We start from the raw sequence: 18,880 nt of genomic DNA on the forward strand, positions 1-18,880 counted from the left end.
TGTTTAGTTTTTATTACTGATTAAAAAGACATGTTAAGGAATGTAGGCTTCACTACTATAACTGCATACACAGTAGAAGAACCGTCAGAACTATCAGCATTGTAGTAGCTCAAATAAGTGTCGGTCACCCACATGTGGCTGTATCCTAACGTAACCTTCATGTTATTGCTTTGTTTGTAGTGCCATCTGAGATCGAGCTCAGAGCCATAATAGTCGTCGAATGTAGTACTCAAATCAGAACTCGATACCTGTGCATTGCTAAAGAAAGCATGCCAGTGTACATCCATACTTGACTTTGGACTAGTCTGTATCTTGGCTTTGAAATAATAATCTTCCACGCCGGTTACTGGCCATAATTTGGTGTAGAAGTAATCCAGATAGCCATAGTATCCGTGTCTCAATCCAAAAAGGATGTCGAAATTGTTTTTCTTGTTATAATTTGGATCAGAAGCATTGGCTGTAGAAGTACCTGATACTACATCAGTACCCAATGTGAAGGATAGTTTTTTGTTAGGTGAGAATTTTACCTGTGCCGAGTACAGATAAGCACTGATATCTTTTCCTAAACCTACTGTGTCTTTACCAAATTGATAATATCCAATACCTTTAACGCTTAGCTGGTCGTTGATCTTGTAGCCGATATTCAATCCTGTAGTATGATTGTATCTAATGTCTAATTCATCGTTTGGTTTTTCCAAACCTCTATTCATAAATACAAAGTTGGCATTGAGTCTGTCTGTTTTTTTGCTGGCCCAGAGGAACTGCATGTTCTTGTGATTGGCTAGTGGGTAGTTTTGTTGTTCCAGATCGAAACCTGTCGTGTTGTAGGCAAAGGCTGCATGTACTTTGTATCCATTCTTTTCATATTTGAGAAGTGCCGCATCATGCGCCATGTTACCACCCCAGTTTAGTCCACCAAGGATGTACTGATCTCCGTATATAAATCCCTGTCGACCAAATTTCACCGAAAGACCATCTACTAGTTCTTTTTCTACCCATGCTCTGAAGATACTCAAGTTACCAGCCTGGCCATTGTTTCTATAGGTACCCCATGCTCTTAAGTCCTGAAGGATGAACTCTGTACTAAGGTCTCCCTTCTTTTCATAGTTCATGATGATTCGAGTTCTTTGGCTCACATAGCCCTCATCCGTGCGGTCTCCATACATGGGGATTCTGAATCCATGAGAGTAAAGCGGGTTGAGTCGGTACTCGCCTTGCATTGTGAAAGTTTGTTCTTCCTGTCCAAATGTTAATTGAGACCAGAAGACCATTCCTAGTGTGATAAAGATTAGTTTCTGTAATGTTTTCATCGTGCTGAATCGGTTATTGTTCTCCAAAGGTGGTATCTATTAGGAGCAGATACAATCCTGTTTTAGATGTAATTTTATCTAAGTAAAAATGCTGAACTGTTTTGCTCCAGATATGCGAAGAAGGAGTGGAGTGGGCTAATAGATTTCGTGCTGCTTGAAAAGAAAAGTGCTATTTTAGAGCTTTATGCGTGTTTTTTAGCTCATGGATTGAAGATTGTGTGATGGGGTTAGTTTTCCTCGATAGGCTTTTTTACTTACTTTTTCACTAGTGTTTTCTACCCTGTGTTTCTGTGAATCTGAAAATTCTATGATAGAAAGAATGAGATCTTTTTTTAGGTTTTTAGCCAAAATAGTCATGATTTCGAGAAGAAAAGACACAAAAAAAGTCCAGTCGATATCGACTGGACTTTGATATATAATTGATATGTCCGTACTATCCTGTCGGACGAAAAGGCATGTTCAATTACATCATGCCGCCCATGCCACCGCCCATTGGAGGCATTGCAGGAGCTCCATCTTCTTCTGGATGATCTGCTACAGCAGCTTCGGTAGTCAGTAGGAGAGAAGCGATAGACGCCGCATTTTCCAATGCCAATCTTGTTACTTTAGTAGGATCGATGATACCCGCTTTGAACATTTCTTCGTAAACGTCAGTTCTTGCGTTGTAACCGTAATCTCCTTTTCCTTCTCTTACTTTGTTGATTACTACTGATCCTTCGCCACCAGCGTTAGAAACGATCGTTCTCAATGGCGCTTCGATAGCCAATCTTACGATGTTAACACCTGTGTTTTGATCTTCGTTTTCCAGCTCCAGGCCTTCCAAAGAATCGATCGCTCTGATCAGTGCAACACCACCACCAGCTACAATACCTTCTTGTACAGCAGCTCTGGTTGCGTGAAGTGCATCATCCACTCTGTCTTTTTTCTCTTTCATCTCTACCTCAGTAGCAGCACCGATGTAAAGGATAGCCACACCACCAGACAACTTAGCCAAACGCTCTTGTAGCTTTTCTTTGTCATAGTCAGAGGTAGTGTTCTCCATTTGCTGCTTGATCTGGTTCACGCGAGCTTCGATATCTTCAGCTTTACCAGCACCATTTACTACAGTGGTGTTGTCTTTGTCGATATTTACTTTCTCAGCAGTACCCAGATACTCAAGCGTAGCATTCTCTAAGTTGTATCCTCTTTCTTCAGAGATCACAGTACCACCAGTCAGGATAGCGATGTCTTCCAACATAGCTTTTCTTCTGTCACCAAAGCCAGGAGCCTTAACAGCAGCGATTTTCAGAGATCCTCTGATTTTGTTAACAACCAAAGTAGCCAATGCTTCACCATCTACATCTTCTGCGATGATCAACAAAGGTCTTCCTTGCTGAGAAGTAGCTTCAAGGATTGGAAGCAATTCTTTCATCGTAGAGATCTTCTTGTCGTAGATCAAGATGTAAGGATTGTCCAATTCAGTTTCCATTTTCTCTGTGTTAGTCACAAAGTATGGAGAAAGGTAACCTCTGTCGAACTGCATACCTTCTACAGTCTTCACTTCAGTTTCAGTACCTTTTGCTTCTTCTACAGTGATTACACCGTCTTTACCTACTTTGTCCATCGCGTCTGCGATCATTTTACCGATCTCAGCGTCGTTGTTAGCAGATACTGTTGCTACTTGTGCTACTTCTTCAGAGCTTTTGATCTCTTTAGACTGAGCTTTCAAGTTCTCAACTACAGTAGCCACTGCTTTGTCGATACCTCTTTTGATATCCATTGGGTTAGCACCAGCAGCTACGTTTTTGATTCCGTGAGCGAAAAGCGCTTGAGTCAATACAGTAGCAGTAGTCGTACCGTCACCTGCATCATCCGCAGTTTTAGAAGCTACTTCTTTTACCAATTGAGCACCCATGTTTTCGATAGGCTCCTTCAATTCGATTTCTTTCGCTACAGAAACACCATCTTTGGTCACTGTAGGTGCACCGAATTTTTTGTCAAGGATTACGTTTCTTCCCTTAGGTCCTAAGGTTACTTTTACCGCGTCCGCTAATAAGTCAACACCTCTTTTAAGGCTGTCTCTAGCATCTGTGTTAAAAAATATATCTTTTGCCATTTTTCTATGTATTTAAATTCCAGGTTAAACTTTTAGATCTAATTAGATTAAAGACTTCCGAATACGTCAGAATTTCTCATGATGAGGTAGTCTCCTCCGTCCAATGAAATCTCAGTTCCAGAGTATTTACCATAAAGCACTTTATCTCCCACCTTAACAGTTACAGGCTTATCGCTTGTTCCTTCACCAACAGCAACTACGATGCCTTCTTGTGGTTTTTCTTTGGCAGTGTCAGGAATGATGATTCCTGAAGCAGTTTTCTCTTCTGCGGCAGCAGGTTCAACCAAAATGCGGTCTTCGTTTGGTTTAAAGTTTACTTTTGACATTTTACTTATCGTTTATAATTTTTTACAAAAATTAAGTTGCAAGGCATATATCATTTCTTGTGCCAAAGCTGTAATGCTGACAAAAAGACCGAATGGACTGACAGCTTGTAATGACACTGACAAAATAATCCTGCCAAAGGGACTTGTCTAGAACTTAGATGCTAGATTTTTAGATTCAAGAACCAAGATTGTTAGAATCAAGATTTGAAATTTGAGATTCAAGACAAGACTCGAGAAACAGACAAGAGGCCAGAGTCAATAGTTAACAGCAAACAGCCAATAGCTAATAATAACTACTGGGTCAAATTAGCAGCCTCTGCTTTTAGAAACTCCATCCGTTCATTGAATACAAAAACGGAGTCTTGCGTATTCGCTTGATAATAGGCGGGCTGACCCTCCGTTTCGATTCGCGTCAGGTATTTGAGCTGATGGTCTTTGGTTTTTTCCTGCATGATCATGATCATTTCCAGGGAGGTAGAAATCAAAAGCTCATCTGAATAAAATTTGAAGCGCTTTTCATAAATGCTGCCATCTGATCTGAAAAGAATGTATTCCAATCCGCCGAGAGCAGTGATGTCTACCCCTTTTCTTAAGAATTCTACCGGGTAAATTTCAGCATCCTCTTGTTGATAAAAGTTGAATCGGATGAACTCCAAATTCATCTTTTCAATTTCATCCTGGAGTGAACCCATGATTTGAGGTGTCAATTCCTCATAATTGATCTGAATCCAGGAGTCAGTCTGGGCTTGACAAAGAAAAGGGGCAATGAGTAACAGTGCTAGCAGCAGCTTTTTCATATAATAACTTATTTTAAACCTGTGGTCGTCTAGGTCTGATACGGGTTAAAACAAGTGGAACGGGGTGTTAATAGCTGCCTGTTGAACTTCAAATTTAATTAGTGATTGGATCTAATCCAAACGGAAGTTGCAGGGTGGCCTGCCAGAAAAAACCAGACTTGAGTTCTGAATTTTCTGACAGGCTTTTAAGTGGATTATAGGGTTGTAGTGAATGATTTGCATCGTTCTACCAATTCCATTACCTCTTTTTTGGAGATTTCTCCTCCAGTAAAATAAGGGTATTTGATCATTGGTTGGTCGCTCATGAAGCTTTCGAATTGGGCTTCATCCATGCTTTTTCCTTCTGGAGTATGTCTTTTGATCCAGTTGGGGATTAGTTCTTTTAGCAACTCTCGGGTCTGAGGATTGGCCCAATAGCTGGTAAAGAAGGTGTATTCATCAAAGGCCAATGGTACTTTCTGTGTGGAGTTTATGTCTACAGAGGCCGTCAATCGAATATCTCTGGAAGATGCGCCAAGCATGATGTCAAATGTACCACTTTCTACTACCCACATATCCTTGCGTGCATCAAAGTAGGCGAAACTTCTAAAGTCCAATTCAAAGGAAATCTTTTGACTTTCACCGGCCTGCAATTCAATTTTAGTGAATCCCTTCAATTCCTTTTCGGGTCGTTGCAATACACTCTGCTTGTCACTTACATAGAGCTGAATGATTTCCTTGCCTTTTACACTGCCCGTATTGGTAATGGTGGCGCTTACTGTCAGCTTGTCTTTATCGGTGATGCTATTGGCCGATACCTGGATGTCGCTGTATTCGAATGAAGTGTAGGAAAGCCCATGACCGAATGGAAACAATGGCTCGATGGCTCTGGCATCATAGTAGCGATAGCCTACGTAAATTCTCTCTCCGTAAAGGACAGTGCCTTGTTCTCCCGGGAAATTCAAGTACGCAGGTGTATCTTCTAATCTAACTGGGAAAGTCTCAGCCAGTTTTCCGGAAGGGTTGACAGTTCCGAAAAGGACGTCTGCTATGGCACCAGCACCAGCTTGTCCTGCCAACCATCCTTCTACGATTCCATCTACCTCGTCAACCCATGGCATGGCTACTGCACTGCCGTTAGTCAATGTCACTACAGTGTTTTCTTGCACCTTGGTAATTCTGCTGATGAGCTCGTTGTGAGACTGAGGGATGTCGATGTGCTTGCGATCGATGCCTTCAGACTCGTAGTGGAGGGGAAGCCCCGCCATGATAATGGCTATGTCTGCTTTACTGGCTACAGCTACAGCCTCGTCTATCAAGCTCATGTCCTGGTCATCCTTTAATTGATATCCTTGTGCATAGCTAATATTGACCTGCTTGCCATATTCTTTTTTGATCATCTCCAGAAACTTGTCCACCTTGGCTGGCTTTACTTCAGAGCTGCCATTGCCTTGATAGCGTGTATTCACTGCAAACTCCCCAATGATGGCGACATTCTTGTATTTATCGCCCGATAGCGGCAAAACATCATTTTCGTTTTTCAGCAGAGTGACCGCCTCCGAGGCAACTTTTCTTGCCAATTGGTGATGTTCCTTTACTGGCATTTTTACCTTCTTTTCATTGGCCTTTGCCTTCAGGACAATTCGTAGGATAGAACTCACTGTTTCGTCTAACACAGCTTCATCTAGTTCTTTGTTCTGAACTGCTTTCACAATCATCTGATCATTGAATGCTGCATCTCTTCCTGGCATTTGGATATCCAGGCCTGCTTTTAGTGCTTCCACACGGTTTACTACTGCTTCCCAATCCGATATGACTATGCCTTCATAGCCCCAGTCCTCTCGTAGCACTTGGGTCAATAGGTATGGCGATTGAGAACCGTAAGTGCCCTGCACGCGATTGTAGCAAGCCATGACTGTCCATGGCTTGGCTTCTTTTACCGCCATTTCGAATGGCCTTAAGTAGATCTCATGAAGGGTACGCTTGTCCACATCAGAATCCATGTACATCCGCCACGTCTCTACGTTGTTGGCTACATAGTGCTTGAGAGATGTACCGACTCCCTGACTTTGTACGCCATTGATATAGGCTACTCCCAGTTGGCCAGAAAGGATAGGGTCTTCCGAGAAAAATTCGAAGTTTCTTCCTCCCAAAACAGAACGCTTAATGTTGACCCCTGGTCCAAGTAGAATATTCACATCTATGGCCTGGCTTTCTTTGCCCAATGCCTGACCTACCTGATAGACCAAATCCGTGTCCCAGGTAGCAGCCAGTGCCGAGGCTGTTGGGAAACAGGTGGCTGGCAACTGATCTCCATAGCCCCATTTGTCAGTCGACGGTGCTCTACGAAGACCATGAGGGCCATCCGACATCCAAATCCATGGTATGTCTAGCCTTTCTACAGGTTTGGTGCTCCAGGGATCACGTCCAGAACAAAGTGAGGCCTTTTCCTCCAGGGTCATTTGAGAGACCAGAGACTTTACTTTTGATTCTATGTCCTGAGCAAATGCCCCTGATAGGGTGCCAATGCTCAGCAATAGGATAGATAAAATTGTTTTCATGTGTATGATGTATGATTTACTGTATGACTATTCGATTTGAAAAAGTATGTCCATTTAGGTCGGTGACTCTGATCCAATAAAGTCCGGGGTTCCAATTCTCCACATTCAATTGTTGTGTGGCAGGCTGATTGTAAATGGTTTTTCCATCCATAGTTAGCACTTCGATTCGCTGAATCTGGTGAGTTTGAGAAATGTAGATGGTGTGATCGCTTGGGTTAGGGTAGAAGTGGAAGGGAGAAGCATGCGAAGCGGATAAAGGTAGTTCAGGTTCTTCCAGAGTTTGACCTATACCGAACCAGTTGAGATTGAAGCCTGCGGTGATGGCTTCTAGTTTGACGACATGTTCTCCTGCACTAAGAGAGAGTTGATGGCCACTAATCGTTTGCCAGTTTTGCCATCCTCCTGTGTTAGGTAAAGCTTGGACAAGTGCTTCAGTGTCATCTATCCCAACTCGAATGCTGGCTGTTTGGGTGCTGGCAATTCGGATATAGAAATCAAGAGTGGATTCTTCGCTGAGATTGACATGATATTCTAACCAGTCTCCTGCATCTATATAGCCCACGTTTTTGTCTCCTGTTAAATCTTCAGTTTTTTCCAGAGAAATGCCTTCCATGAAATTGTAATCTTCCGCATAGATGATGGCAGGGAGCTCAGTGACTCTTTCTGTATCTCTGACAAAAGGTTCTGCTGCATAGACTTCTCCCAAAGCTGTGAGCTGACCATTTGATCCTAATATATCAATGTAAGCGTAGCTATTGATACCTCCTGAGGTACGGCCGATGAACCAGGCATATCTAAAGACGCTGGGTTCATTGTCAAGGAACTCCAATGCGCTTTCCATGAAGCTGATTTGATCATTAACATTGTTGATCACTCCATTCTCTTCCCAACCGGCAAATTCTGTTAGCCAGATGGGCTTATCATATTTCTGGAAAAGATCGATGAACCACTCGAGAGCGCCGATGGTATTGACATAGGTATGAACCGCGATGTGGTCTACTCGGCAATCTGTACAGGCCGCAAAAAAATCATCCAAATATTGGACAGGATCATCATAGGTGGTGCCATTCTCGCTGACACAGTCCCCACAAAAATTAACGGCCGGACCCACGATTTCCAGGTTGAATTCATCTGCAATCGCCTCCAATTCTGGCCAGGCTGCAGCCACTTCAGAGGGTGTCATGTTGGCCTGCTCTAGAAAATTGGGCTCGTTAAAGGCTAAAATGTATTTGACTTCAGGATGTTCAGAAAGGTATGACTTTAGCTTACTTGAATTGTAATTCCCATTCCAGGTCATGGGTACAAATTCGAAGTTGTAGTCGGTATAGACCTGGGCTACTGTGCTCTCAGGCGTTTCGGACCAGTTGTACCACCATGATACATGAGGGGCTAGTACTTCCAGGTCTTTAGGGGAGTGAAAACCATATGCCATTCCTCTTTTTTGAGACAGGGTAGGGTAGGATATGAACAGCCCTATCAGAAGCAAGCAAAGGAAGTGTGTCGTTTTCATTGTAGGAGTAGTTAAACCACCATTAAGCCCGAATAAAACGCTCTATTCAATTGCAGGCTTAAGGTGGTTTGGATTTTTTTAGATGAATGAATTTTATCCCAGCGCATGACTTCCGGGATAAAATTTCATTCGATTACTACTATATACTAATAAACTATTAGCCGTTTACAATATTTGGTCTTTTGGACCAAATGCCTTGGTTTCAGTGATGTTGAAGTCAGCTTTTTGATCTCCAATCATTGCTGAAAAACCGCCTTTTTCTACTGTCCACTGTAGGTCTTTCGCCACAAAGGCCAAATCTCTACCGCTAAGTTGGAAGCTGACGGTTTGGGTTTCTCCTGGCTTGAGCGCTATTTTCTCAAAGCCTCTTAATCTCTTGACATCTGGAGTGATAGAAGCGTAGTGGTCAGATACAAATAACTGCACCACTTCTTTGCCTTCTACATCTCCGGTGTTGCTTACCTCTATTGATACTGTGAATTCCTCATCTGCCCCTAATTCATCCTTACTCAACTTTAGGTTTTGATAAGAGAATGTTGTGTAGCTCAAACCAAATCCAAATGGATACTGGATGGCAAAATCAGATTCATAGTCATAGACGCCTTCCATTTTGTTTTGCTCCTCGGATGGCTTGTGATCATAAGTCACCAATGTATTGGCATACATAGGGTAGGTATAAGGAAGCTTACCACTTGGATTCACTTTTCCAAATAGTATATCCGCCAAAGCATCACCTCCGAAGTTGCCTGGAAGGTAAGTTTGCACGACCGCATCCACCAATGGCTCGATGTCCTTGATCAATCGTGGACGCCCTTCATTCAATACCAGCACGATTGGCTTTCCGGTTTTTGCCAATGCCTTGGTCAATTCAATTTGGTTCGAAGAAATCGTGAGATCATGCAAATCACCAGGTTTTTCGGTGTAGCTGTTTTCGCCTAAACAAAGCACGATGAGATCCGATCCTTTTGCAGCGCTTACCGCTGAGTTGATGTCTTTCGTCTCCTCCCAATACTTGCCAGTCTCTATGTAAGAGACTCCTGTGGAGAATGTAGTATTGTTCTTACCATTGATGTTCTCAATGGCCTCCAGAATCGTGTTGTACTCACCCGCAAACTCTTCTACTTTGTCTCCTTGCCAGGAGTAAGTCCATCCGCCATTTAGGCTTCTCATGCTATTAGCATTAGGTCCAGTGACCAATACTTTTGTTCCTTTTGATAGCGGAAGAATCCCTTCTTTGTTTTTCAGTAGAGTAATGGCTTCTGCAGCTGCGTTATAAGCTGCCAACTCATATTGCTCGCTACCAAAAGCCTTGTATTCTTTATAATCCGTGACAGGTTTTTCAAAAAGGCCTAGTTCATATTTGAGAGTCAAAATTCTTCTCACTGCATCATCAATTCTTGACATGGATACTTCGCCTTCATTCACCAATTCCACTAAATGTGTGCAAAAGTCATAGCTGTATGGAATCATGGCCATGTCTATTCCAGCATTGATGGCAAGCTTTACCGCCTCTTTTGGTGAGTCAGCCACTTTGTCTCTGTTGTGTAGATTGTCAATGTCAGCCCAGTCGGTTACTGCCACTCCTTTGAAGCCTAATTCTTCTTTAAGCAGTTTGGTCAGTAGATCATAGTTGGCATGCACCGGGGTGCCATTGATGATGCCTGAGTTGATCATGACGGTGTGTGCACCTGCATCAATTGCCGCTTTGAAAGCAGGAATATGTCGCTCTCTTAGTTCCACCTCTGGGATGAAAGTAGGAGTTCTGTCCTTTCCCGAGGTGGGTACCGAATAGCCCAGGAAGTGTTTTAAACAAGAGGCCACCTTATGTGGGTTGCTGATATCGTTGTTCGCTCCTTCATAGCCTTTGATCATCTCTACACCTAACTGAGAAGTCAGATAAACGTCTTCTCCCAATCCTTCCCATATTCTTGGGAATCGAGGATCTCTGCCCATGTCCAGCACAGGGGAGAAGTTCCATGGAATGGCTGATGCACGGGTTTCATAGGCACAGATTTCTGCTCCTTTTCTTACCAACTCTCTATTGAAAGTGGCAGCCTGGGCGATTTCCTGAGGGAACATGGTAGCACCTGCGGTATAGGTGGTGCCATGTATCGCGTCTATTCCATAGATTACCGGAATTTTAAGTCTCGACTCTTCGGTCGCTATCTTCTGTATTCCGCTGATTACTTCGAACCACTTTTCTGTAGTTCTTGCTCTATTGTTAGCCGTATTCAAAATTGAGCCAACATGGTATTCCAAAACAGCTTTTCTAACTAAATCTTCGTTGAGCTGAAGGGGCTCATAGCTGGAATAGACATTGTCTCCCTTGGAGATTACATCCAGAGTGATCTGTGCCATTTGGCCCACTTTTTCTTCCAGCGTCATTTGGGAAAGTAGTGATTCTACCTCTTGATTGCCTTCTACACTTACCTTTTGTTCACTTCCTTGTGATATGGAGCAGCCTGTGATAATAGTGGCTGCAGCCAAAGCACTTAATAATATTTTCTTCATTCCCTTTTTTCTTTTTCATTTGATTGGGCATTTTCTCGACCCAATCATATGGTCTGTTTTCTGTTTATTCGGTTTCTTCTACTGTTTCTATCAATTCGTAGACCCTGACATAGTCTACTTCCATACTTACTGGATAGATCGTTTCGTCCACACCCTGAGCACCGCCCCAGTTGCCTCCAACTGCGATGTTCAGCAGCATATGGAATCGTTTGTTGAAAGGCCATTTTTCATAACCTTCTTTTTCATTAGGGAAGTTGAAAACCAGGGCATCATCTATATATCCTTTGATATCTTCTGGAGTCCAGTCTACTCTATAGGTATGGAAATCGGTACTGACACCAGCTACTCTTTTGCTTTGGCCAACCTGTGTGCCAATGCTATGGTTATAAGCTTCAGTATGTACAGTGATGTGAACCACATCCTGATCATAGCCAACATGTTCCATGATGTCTATCTCGCCAGATTGTGGCCATCCGCCGTAGGCCCAGTCTGTAGGGAGCATCCAGATGGCTGGCCAGGTACCTACACCTTCTGGTAGCTTGGCAGATATTTCGAAGCGGCCATAAAGCCAATCACCTTTGTCTTTGGTGACTAGTCTGGCGGAACTATATTGGTTTTGTTCAATTTCTTCTTTGATAGCAGTAATGGTCAATAGTCCATTCGCTACAGAGGCATTTTTGATGTCGTCGGTATAGTACTGGAGTTCATTGTTGCCCCAGCCGCTACCGCCAATGTCATAACCCCATTTTGATGAGCTGGGAGCTCCTTCATAGTCAAATTCATCAGCCCAAACGGGTTCTTCTGAGAAAGAATAGGTGATGGTTGGTAGGATGTATTCCTTTTCCTTTTTCTGTACCGACTCACCAGAGTCGCATGCCGTACATGATAGGATTAAGAATGAAGTGAAAATACAAAAATAAGTGCTCATAGTTCTTTAGTTTTCAAAAAGATACATAGGGATTGAGTAGTGACAATCCCTATGTAAATATACCTTGATTTAATAATTCAGGTTCTGTTCTAAGCCTGCCGATCTTTCATCGTTGAGAGGAATAGGAAGCAAACTGTGTGAAGCAGAGTTATACCCCAATGCTCCAAGTTCCTGATCGTCCAATCCCCATCGTACCAAATCTACAAATCTGTGACCTTCGAATGCCAATTCTAATTGTCTCTCAAGTACAATGGCATCAAAAAGTGCTGCACCAGATGGCGTGATAGCGGATAAACCTGTTCCAGGTCTGGTTCTTACTTCATTGAGGAAGCCTTGAGCTGCACCTTCATTTCCTGCTCTATAATTGGCTTCAGCTGCCATCAATAATACATCTGCATATCGGATCAATCTCCAATTGGTACCATAGTTCAACTCGCCTACAGGTCCTCCCGTTTGGTTATTGAAAGTGCCATACTTTCTTTGCCAGTATCCTTCGAAATCCCAGGCATTGTCTACACTCCAGTTGCCACCAGCAGCTTCTAGTTCAGTCTCAGACATCATAGAAACTACTCTTCTGTTTACATCGCCTGCATTTGTATATGCATCATACATCTTTTGAGTTGGCAGGTTGAATCCCCAACCTCCAATTAGAGAATCACCAGGAGCCATAGTATAATAGTCCGCTCTTGGTCCCATTAATTGTACATGGATGTTACTTTCAGGTTTTTCTCCCCAAGGGAAGTTACCCCAATCGTATGATTCACCATTAGTATAGGACAGTTCGAAAAGCGACTCTTGACCAAACTCACCTGCTGGAGAAAAGGCTACTTGTACAGAGTTTTCAAGGGCATAATCACCAGATGTGATTACCGCATTGAAAGCAGTTACAGCGTCAGCCCATTCTTCCTGAAACAAATGCGCCTTGCCAAGCATAGCCTGAGCGGCACCTTTGGATACTCTGAATCTATCCAATGCGCTGTACTGGTCTACTTCCGGTAATACTGCAATGGCTTCTTCCAGATCTTTTTCTATCTGTGTGTAAACGTCTGCTACAGGTGTTCTACCTACATTGCCGTAGTCAGAAGGAGCTACATCGTCCAATACCAATGGGACAGGGCCCCATAGGGTTACTAGTTCGAAATAGTTGATGGCACGCAGAGCTTTTGCCTCACCAATCAATCTTCTCTGAAGGTCAGAATCGCCAGGGATCTTGTTGATCACTTTATTGGCTCTGTAAATCGCGTAGTAAAGTGTTCTCCATACATCTTGTACTTTGTCGTTTTGCGAGTCGATGTTGAAGTCATCCAGGTTTTGATACCCCTGTTGGTCACCATCATTGGCACCACCTGCATTACTTTCATCAGAAAGCATGGTTTTGACTACATAAAGACTGGCCCAGTTGCCAAAGTAGTGAGCCGACATCATGTCGTAAACTCCTGTCACTGCGAAAAGCGCATCGTCATCTGTTGCATAAAAGTCTTGTTCAGAAAACTTTCCTGGTACTTCCTGCTCCAGGAAGTCGTCGCATGAGGTAGCCATCAGCAAAGCAAAGACTACCAATATGTTTTTGATATTAAATTTCTTCATGATTCTTTTCATTTATATGATTAGAAACTAAATGTTAGGCCACCCACGAACGTTCTTGGTACTGGGTAGTAACCTCTGTCGATACCTTGACTATTGTTGGCTCCAGAGCCTGCCTCAGGATCCATGCCTGGGTAATTGGTGAAGGTGAAGAAGTTGTCAAGCGAAACGTAGAATCTCACATTTTTTACATTGATAGATTCAGTTACACTTGAAGGTAGGGTATAACCTAACTGTAGTTGACGGATTTTTACGAATGAACCATCAAATACCATGTAGTCACTGCTATAGGCCAATCCACCACTTGTATTGGCTCTGAACCAATCGTTAGTAGAACCGTCTCCATCCCATCTGTCGGTGAAGAAGAACTCAGGTTTGTTAGCAGTAGGTCTGTCTGTTCTGTTGAAGCCCATTACTACCTCGTTACCCGCTTGTCCTTGTGCAAAAACTAAGAAATCAAATCCTTTGTATGCCAGGTTCACTCTAGCTCCAAAGAATACATCTGGATTTGGGTCACCAATATAAGTCTGATCTGATGGAGAAATAGCTCCATCCTCGTCTACATCAATGACGATAGGATCCCCAGGTACTGGGTTGTAACCTGTCAATCCATTTTCAGCAACATAGTCGTCGATCTCCTGTTGGTTTTGGAAAATACCGGCTGTTTTGTAACCGCTGAAATACCATACTGGGTAACCTTCTTCAAACTGAGTCACACCACCCCATCCTGTACCGATATTCGCACCAGCAATTTTCGGGTAGTTAGGATCCAGGTATGTCACTTCATTTTTGAGAGTAGAAAGGTTCACATTGATTCCATACTGGAATTCTTTGCTTGCCTCACTATTGAACCCTAAATCGAACTCAAAACCTTTGTTCAGAACATCACCCGCATTCACGTATGGAAGGCTGTTACCTGCGAACAGAGGAGGAGCACCCGGAGTGATCAAATCTTTGGTTTTCTTCTCATAGTAATCTGCTGTAAAAGTCAGTTGACCATTGAAAAGTCTTAAGTCCAATCCAATATCTACTTGCTCACTGGTTTCCCAGGTCAAGAATGGATTCTCAAGGTTTGATGGAGCAGCTCCTGATACATAAGTGCCATCAGGCTGTGGGTATCTTATTACGCCACCTACATTGGTAGCGATAGAAGATTGCCACTGTCCTGGACTCAAGTTGGACAAACTACCATTTTGTCCCCAGCTTACTCTTAATTTAGCATAGTTTACTACATCAGAAATTCCACTTGGGAAGAAGTTTTCGTTACTGATCACCCAACCCAAAGATGCAGATGGGAAAGTGCCCCACTGGTTGCCATCAGAAAGCATGGAGGATCCGTCTCTTCTCAATGTAGCGTTGAAAAGGTATTTGCCAGCGAAATCATAAGATACTCTACCGTAGTAAGAAGAAAGCGATCTGTATTCTGGACGGCTACCGATTCTGTCGATATCATCTGGAGTATAATCCCCATACGACCATTTGTCTTCTTCTCTAAATAGGCCTGAATAGCTACCGTTCACATTGTTGTAAGTGTACTTCTGCATGGCATTACCTATCAAAACATTCACGTGGTGATCACCAAATGTCTTGTCATAGTTGGCGAAGTTTTCCCACTGCCAGGTGTACCACTCGTCCCAGCTGTCACTACCTGTAGCCGTGTTATTTAGGCTTTCAGAAGAAAACCAGAATGTTGGACTCCAGTTGTGATGTCTTTGGAAAGCCGCATCAATACCTCCACGAGAAGTGATTTTAAGACCTTCGATTGGTTTGATTTCTACAAAGGCATTACCTAAGATTTTGTTCTGCACAGTTTGACCTTTAGCTAAGTCAATTCTAGCCAATGGATTACCGTATTCACCTCTTACATAATTAGAAATACCATAAATGTTGCCATCAGAATCTCTAACCAATGGTTGATTAGCATCCAAAGCTGTCTGAACATGTGATGGTAGGGTGTTACCTGTATAAGCCACTGGAGTAATTGGATCTAATGCCAATGCACTTGCTACCAATCCTCCAAATTCGTCGTTTTCAGCTAAACCACTTTTGTTGATGTAAGAATAAGAAAGGTTTTCACCCACTGTCAACCATTCTTTCAATTTGTGATTGGAGTTCAATCTGGCGGTATATCTGTTAAACCTTGCTTTGTCTCCACCAATGATACCATCTTGTTGGAAGATCGTACCTGAAACGAAGTAAGTAGATTTTTCAGTTCCGCCACTGAATGAAAGTGTATGGCTTTGCTGAGGAGCATCTTCCATGGTTTCATCCAGCCAATCTGTTCCTGCGCCGATTCCATTGACATCAGCAGCCGTAGGAGCACCCGGGACGGCAGCTTCCTCCATGTAAGTTTGGTATTGCTGCGCGTCCATCATAGACATCAGACCTGGCTGAGCAGACTGAACACCATATTGGCCACTGTAAGTAACCACTCCCGTATTTGGCTTTCCTTTTTTAGTCGTTACGATCACAACCCCGTTGGCACCTTCCGCTCCATAAATAGCAGCAGAAGCAGCATCTTTAAGGATTTCGATAGATTCTACGTCGTTAGGGCTGAGATAATCCATTCCACCAGATCCAGTTCTAACACCATCAATGATGAAAAGAGGATCAGAGCTACCATTAGAGCCCGTACCACGGATTCTGATTTTCATGCCGGCACCTGGCGAACCAGAAGTTGGCTTGATGTTAACCCCGGCAGTTCTACCTTGAAGCGCCTGATCGATACGGCCAGTAGATACGGTTTGAAGTTCCTTGGCTTTTACCGAGGAAATGGCGCCAGTAGAAAGACTCTTCTTTTGCTCTCCATATCCTACCACGATTACCTCTTCCAGTGATTGAACATCCATTGGAAGATTCATGTCGATAGTAGTTCTGCTACCTACAGTTACTTCCTGTGTCAGGTAACCAATAAAGGAATAACTTAAAACTGCATCGGGTCCATCCACTTTGATGGAGTAATTTCCATCCATATCAGTCACGGTACCTTTGGCAGTACCTTTGATCAGGATGGATACACCTGGCAATGATTCGCCAGTGTCGTCTGTGACTTTACCACTTACTGTGGATTCTTGCGCCTGCGCAAAACCCCAAAGCATAGTAAGACACAAAATCATGAGAGGTCGTGTAAACCTCTTCCACATTTGTAGAGTTTGTAGTTTCATACTTTAGTCTTTAAATAATCGTTTGAAAAAACTGTGTTGTCGCAACACATTTACTTTTTAACAACATCAAAACTATAGGTATGAAAACAGGAGGAGGAAGGATGATCTACGCTTAAAATACATCCCTTATGAAGGGGGGCACTTTAATACTACGTCATTGGAAATAAGATATTGTAAATAAGAGGTTTAAGTCTAAATTCAACTCTCTTTAACTCCTCAGTTTTAAGGTGTTTTTTGTGTGAAATAAGACGAAATATTTCCTTTATTATCTGGTGTTGATTGAAAAGAATCAATCACACGACCAAAGGTTTCCAATCAGCGAGTCACAACTCTAGATATAAGAGTATTATTCACAAAATGAAGGGGCGGAGAAACGCCCACATTCATCTTGAGTATTGACCATCCAGTGTTTTTGAACCTTGCTTTTCTGGAGAATGGATTGGATGAATTGATAGACCTCCTCTTTCTGATTCTTGAAAAGATAGGAATGGTAATCATGGCTGCCATTGCAATAGGTATACAATTGCGTTGATTTATCCAGTGAGATTAGGTGTTCGTATATGCTATGCGATCCAAAGAGCATCAACCAACCTGTAGCAGTCACTGGACAGTAGTGATGGGCTGCTGTGCCATAGGGAACCGCAGTGTCGCAAGTGCCGTGAGAGAGAAGGGTAGGGATGGCATTGTCTTTTTGTATCAGGTTCAGATCCATGATGGCTCCAGAACTTGCGATCATCCCGGCATATCGAAAATCAGCAGGCCAGGGCTTTTCGTACACATTCATGGTAGCCTCGTCCCAGTAGGCTGCATGGAGGATGCATTCGGCTCCAGCACTGGCGCCAGCTATAAATATTTGAGTAGGATCTATGTTGTACTTTTCGGCATTTTCGATGAAGAAGAGAGTGGCCATTTTGAGTTGATTGGCACTGATCTGGATCGCTTTTACTTTTTCTGAAGTCACGCCACCACAGCTGAAGTTTTTGTCCTTCATGTAGAGGGTGTATTGGATGGAAGCAGCTACCAGGCCCTTACCAGCCAGGTATTGGCTGATAGCGTGACCGGCAGTTTTGTTGCCACCGCTAAAGCCCCCGCCATGAACATAAAGAAACAGAGGTCTTTTTCCAGTGTTTGCTTCAGAAGGTTCGAAAATGTCTACTTCCAGCTCCAGGCTGTCATTTTGGAAATATACTTCTGTTGTTTGAGCCAGACTCAAATGGCTAATCAATAAAAGGACTGCAATGAGGTAGTAAATAGGTCTCTTCATAATCGAGACACAAGATATTTTTAAATCAGGGGATAAAAAAGTGCATGTCTAATTTCTCCTTCCAGCATAACTCTTTCATCGGGCGTGTTTAGCGTTAGCGTAGTTTTTCTAATGATTCATGTAGAGTTCAATAAAAGAAGAATTCAGTTATCAGGTTACTCAAAGTAACCTGATAACTCGAGATGAAAGTGATCCTCTAGTGTTTCGAAATTTTGATCGGTATGAAACCTGATGTATGCTTCTGGGCTTCCAAACCAATCTATTACCTGCTCACGTTGTAGTTTGGTTTTCTTGGAGGAGAGATGGGTGTGATAGGAGCTATAAGCAAAATCTTTGAAGTCTTTGACAAAACCATGCTTAGTTGGGTTGGTATGGATATAGGCAATCAATTGTGAGAAATATGATTCCTCTTCAACTGCGATTCTTTTAAATTTTGGATCAAAGAGAGGTCCTGTTCTATCGTATACCTTGTTTATCGCTCGGGTATAACTCTGAAGAAAACTTGAGATCCCGTTACTTATATGCCAATAATTGGGTTTTTCAGTACCTGTTTTGATGACAGATTCTAAATGTTCTTCAGGTTTTACTCTGATCATCAAGTGAAAATGATTGTTCATTAAGCAATAGGCATAGGTTTCGACAAAAGGGTCGACGTACTTTGCGTACTGTTGTAGAAAGTAGTAATAGTTTCTTTTCTCAAAGAAGATGGGAGCACCATTGATTCCACGATTGTATATATGAAATACTGTGTTGGGAAGGAGTTGGCTGGTTCTGGTATCCATTTAATGTCAATTGTACTTAGGAATGTGTTCTAGTAATCAGGTTACTCAAAGTAACCTGATTACTTCATA

Annotated in this window: 12 protein-coding genes; all 12 read right to left on the reverse strand. The window is 42.7% G+C overall.

The window, feature by feature from the left end:
- Positions 1-20: 20 nt before the first annotated feature.
- Positions 21-1,310, reverse strand: a complete 1,290-nt coding sequence (locus N7U62_RS02500) for an alginate export family protein (protein ID WP_264136299.1) — start codon at positions 1,308-1,310, stop codon at positions 21-23.
- Between the two features lie 463 nt (positions 1,311-1,773).
- Positions 1,774-3,405, reverse strand: coding sequence for a chaperonin GroEL (groL, locus tag N7U62_RS02505; protein WP_264136300.1), 1,632 nt, complete (start codon positions 3,403-3,405; stop codon positions 1,774-1,776).
- A gap of 47 nt (positions 3,406-3,452) precedes the next feature.
- On the reverse strand, positions 3,453-3,731 hold the full coding sequence (locus N7U62_RS02510; RefSeq protein ID WP_264136301.1) for a co-chaperone GroES: 279 nt from the start codon (positions 3,729-3,731) through the stop codon (positions 3,453-3,455).
- A gap of 293 nt (positions 3,732-4,024) precedes the next feature.
- On the reverse strand, positions 4,025-4,528 hold the full coding sequence (locus tag N7U62_RS02515; RefSeq protein WP_264136302.1) for a hypothetical protein: 504 nt from the start codon (positions 4,526-4,528) through the stop codon (positions 4,025-4,027).
- Positions 4,529-4,722: 194 nt separating this feature from the next.
- On the reverse strand, positions 4,723-7,068 hold the full coding sequence (locus tag N7U62_RS02520; RefSeq protein ID WP_264136303.1) for a beta-glucosidase family protein: 2,346 nt from the start codon (positions 7,066-7,068) through the stop codon (positions 4,723-4,725).
- Positions 7,069-7,084: 16 nt separating this feature from the next.
- Positions 7,085-8,578: a glycosyl hydrolase gene (locus tag N7U62_RS02525; RefSeq protein WP_264136304.1), complete on the reverse strand. Its 1,494-nt coding sequence runs from the start codon at positions 8,576-8,578 to the stop codon at positions 7,085-7,087.
- A gap of 165 nt (positions 8,579-8,743) precedes the next feature.
- A complete protein-coding gene (locus tag N7U62_RS02530) occupies positions 8,744-11,089 on the reverse strand; it encodes a glycoside hydrolase family 3 N-terminal domain-containing protein (RefSeq protein WP_264136305.1) in 2,346 nt (781 codons plus the stop codon).
- Between the two features lie 64 nt (positions 11,090-11,153).
- On the reverse strand, positions 11,154-12,017 hold the full coding sequence (locus N7U62_RS02535) for a glycoside hydrolase family 16 protein (RefSeq protein ID WP_264136306.1): 864 nt from the start codon (positions 12,015-12,017) through the stop codon (positions 11,154-11,156).
- 69 nt (positions 12,018-12,086) lie between these two features.
- Positions 12,087-13,604 (reverse strand): RagB/SusD family nutrient uptake outer membrane protein, encoded by a 1,518-nt coding sequence (locus N7U62_RS02540; protein ID WP_264136307.1) that lies wholly within the window; start codon positions 13,602-13,604, stop codon positions 12,087-12,089.
- Between the two features lie 20 nt (positions 13,605-13,624).
- A complete protein-coding gene (locus N7U62_RS02545) occupies positions 13,625-16,765 on the reverse strand; it encodes a SusC/RagA family TonB-linked outer membrane protein (RefSeq protein WP_264136308.1) in 3,141 nt (1,046 codons plus the stop codon).
- Between the two features lie 346 nt (positions 16,766-17,111).
- Positions 17,112-18,029 (reverse strand): alpha/beta hydrolase, encoded by a 918-nt coding sequence (locus N7U62_RS02550; protein WP_264136309.1) that lies wholly within the window; start codon positions 18,027-18,029, stop codon positions 17,112-17,114.
- 155 nt (positions 18,030-18,184) lie between these two features.
- Entirely contained in the window at positions 18,185-18,811 is a 627-nt protein-coding gene (locus N7U62_RS02555; protein WP_264136310.1) for a hypothetical protein, read from the reverse strand.
- Positions 18,812-18,880: the final 69 nt, after the last annotated feature.

The sequence above is a fragment of the Reichenbachiella ulvae genome, assembly GCF_025833875.1.
Classification (GTDB): Bacteria; Bacteroidota; Bacteroidia; order Cytophagales; family Cyclobacteriaceae; genus Reichenbachiella; species Reichenbachiella ulvae.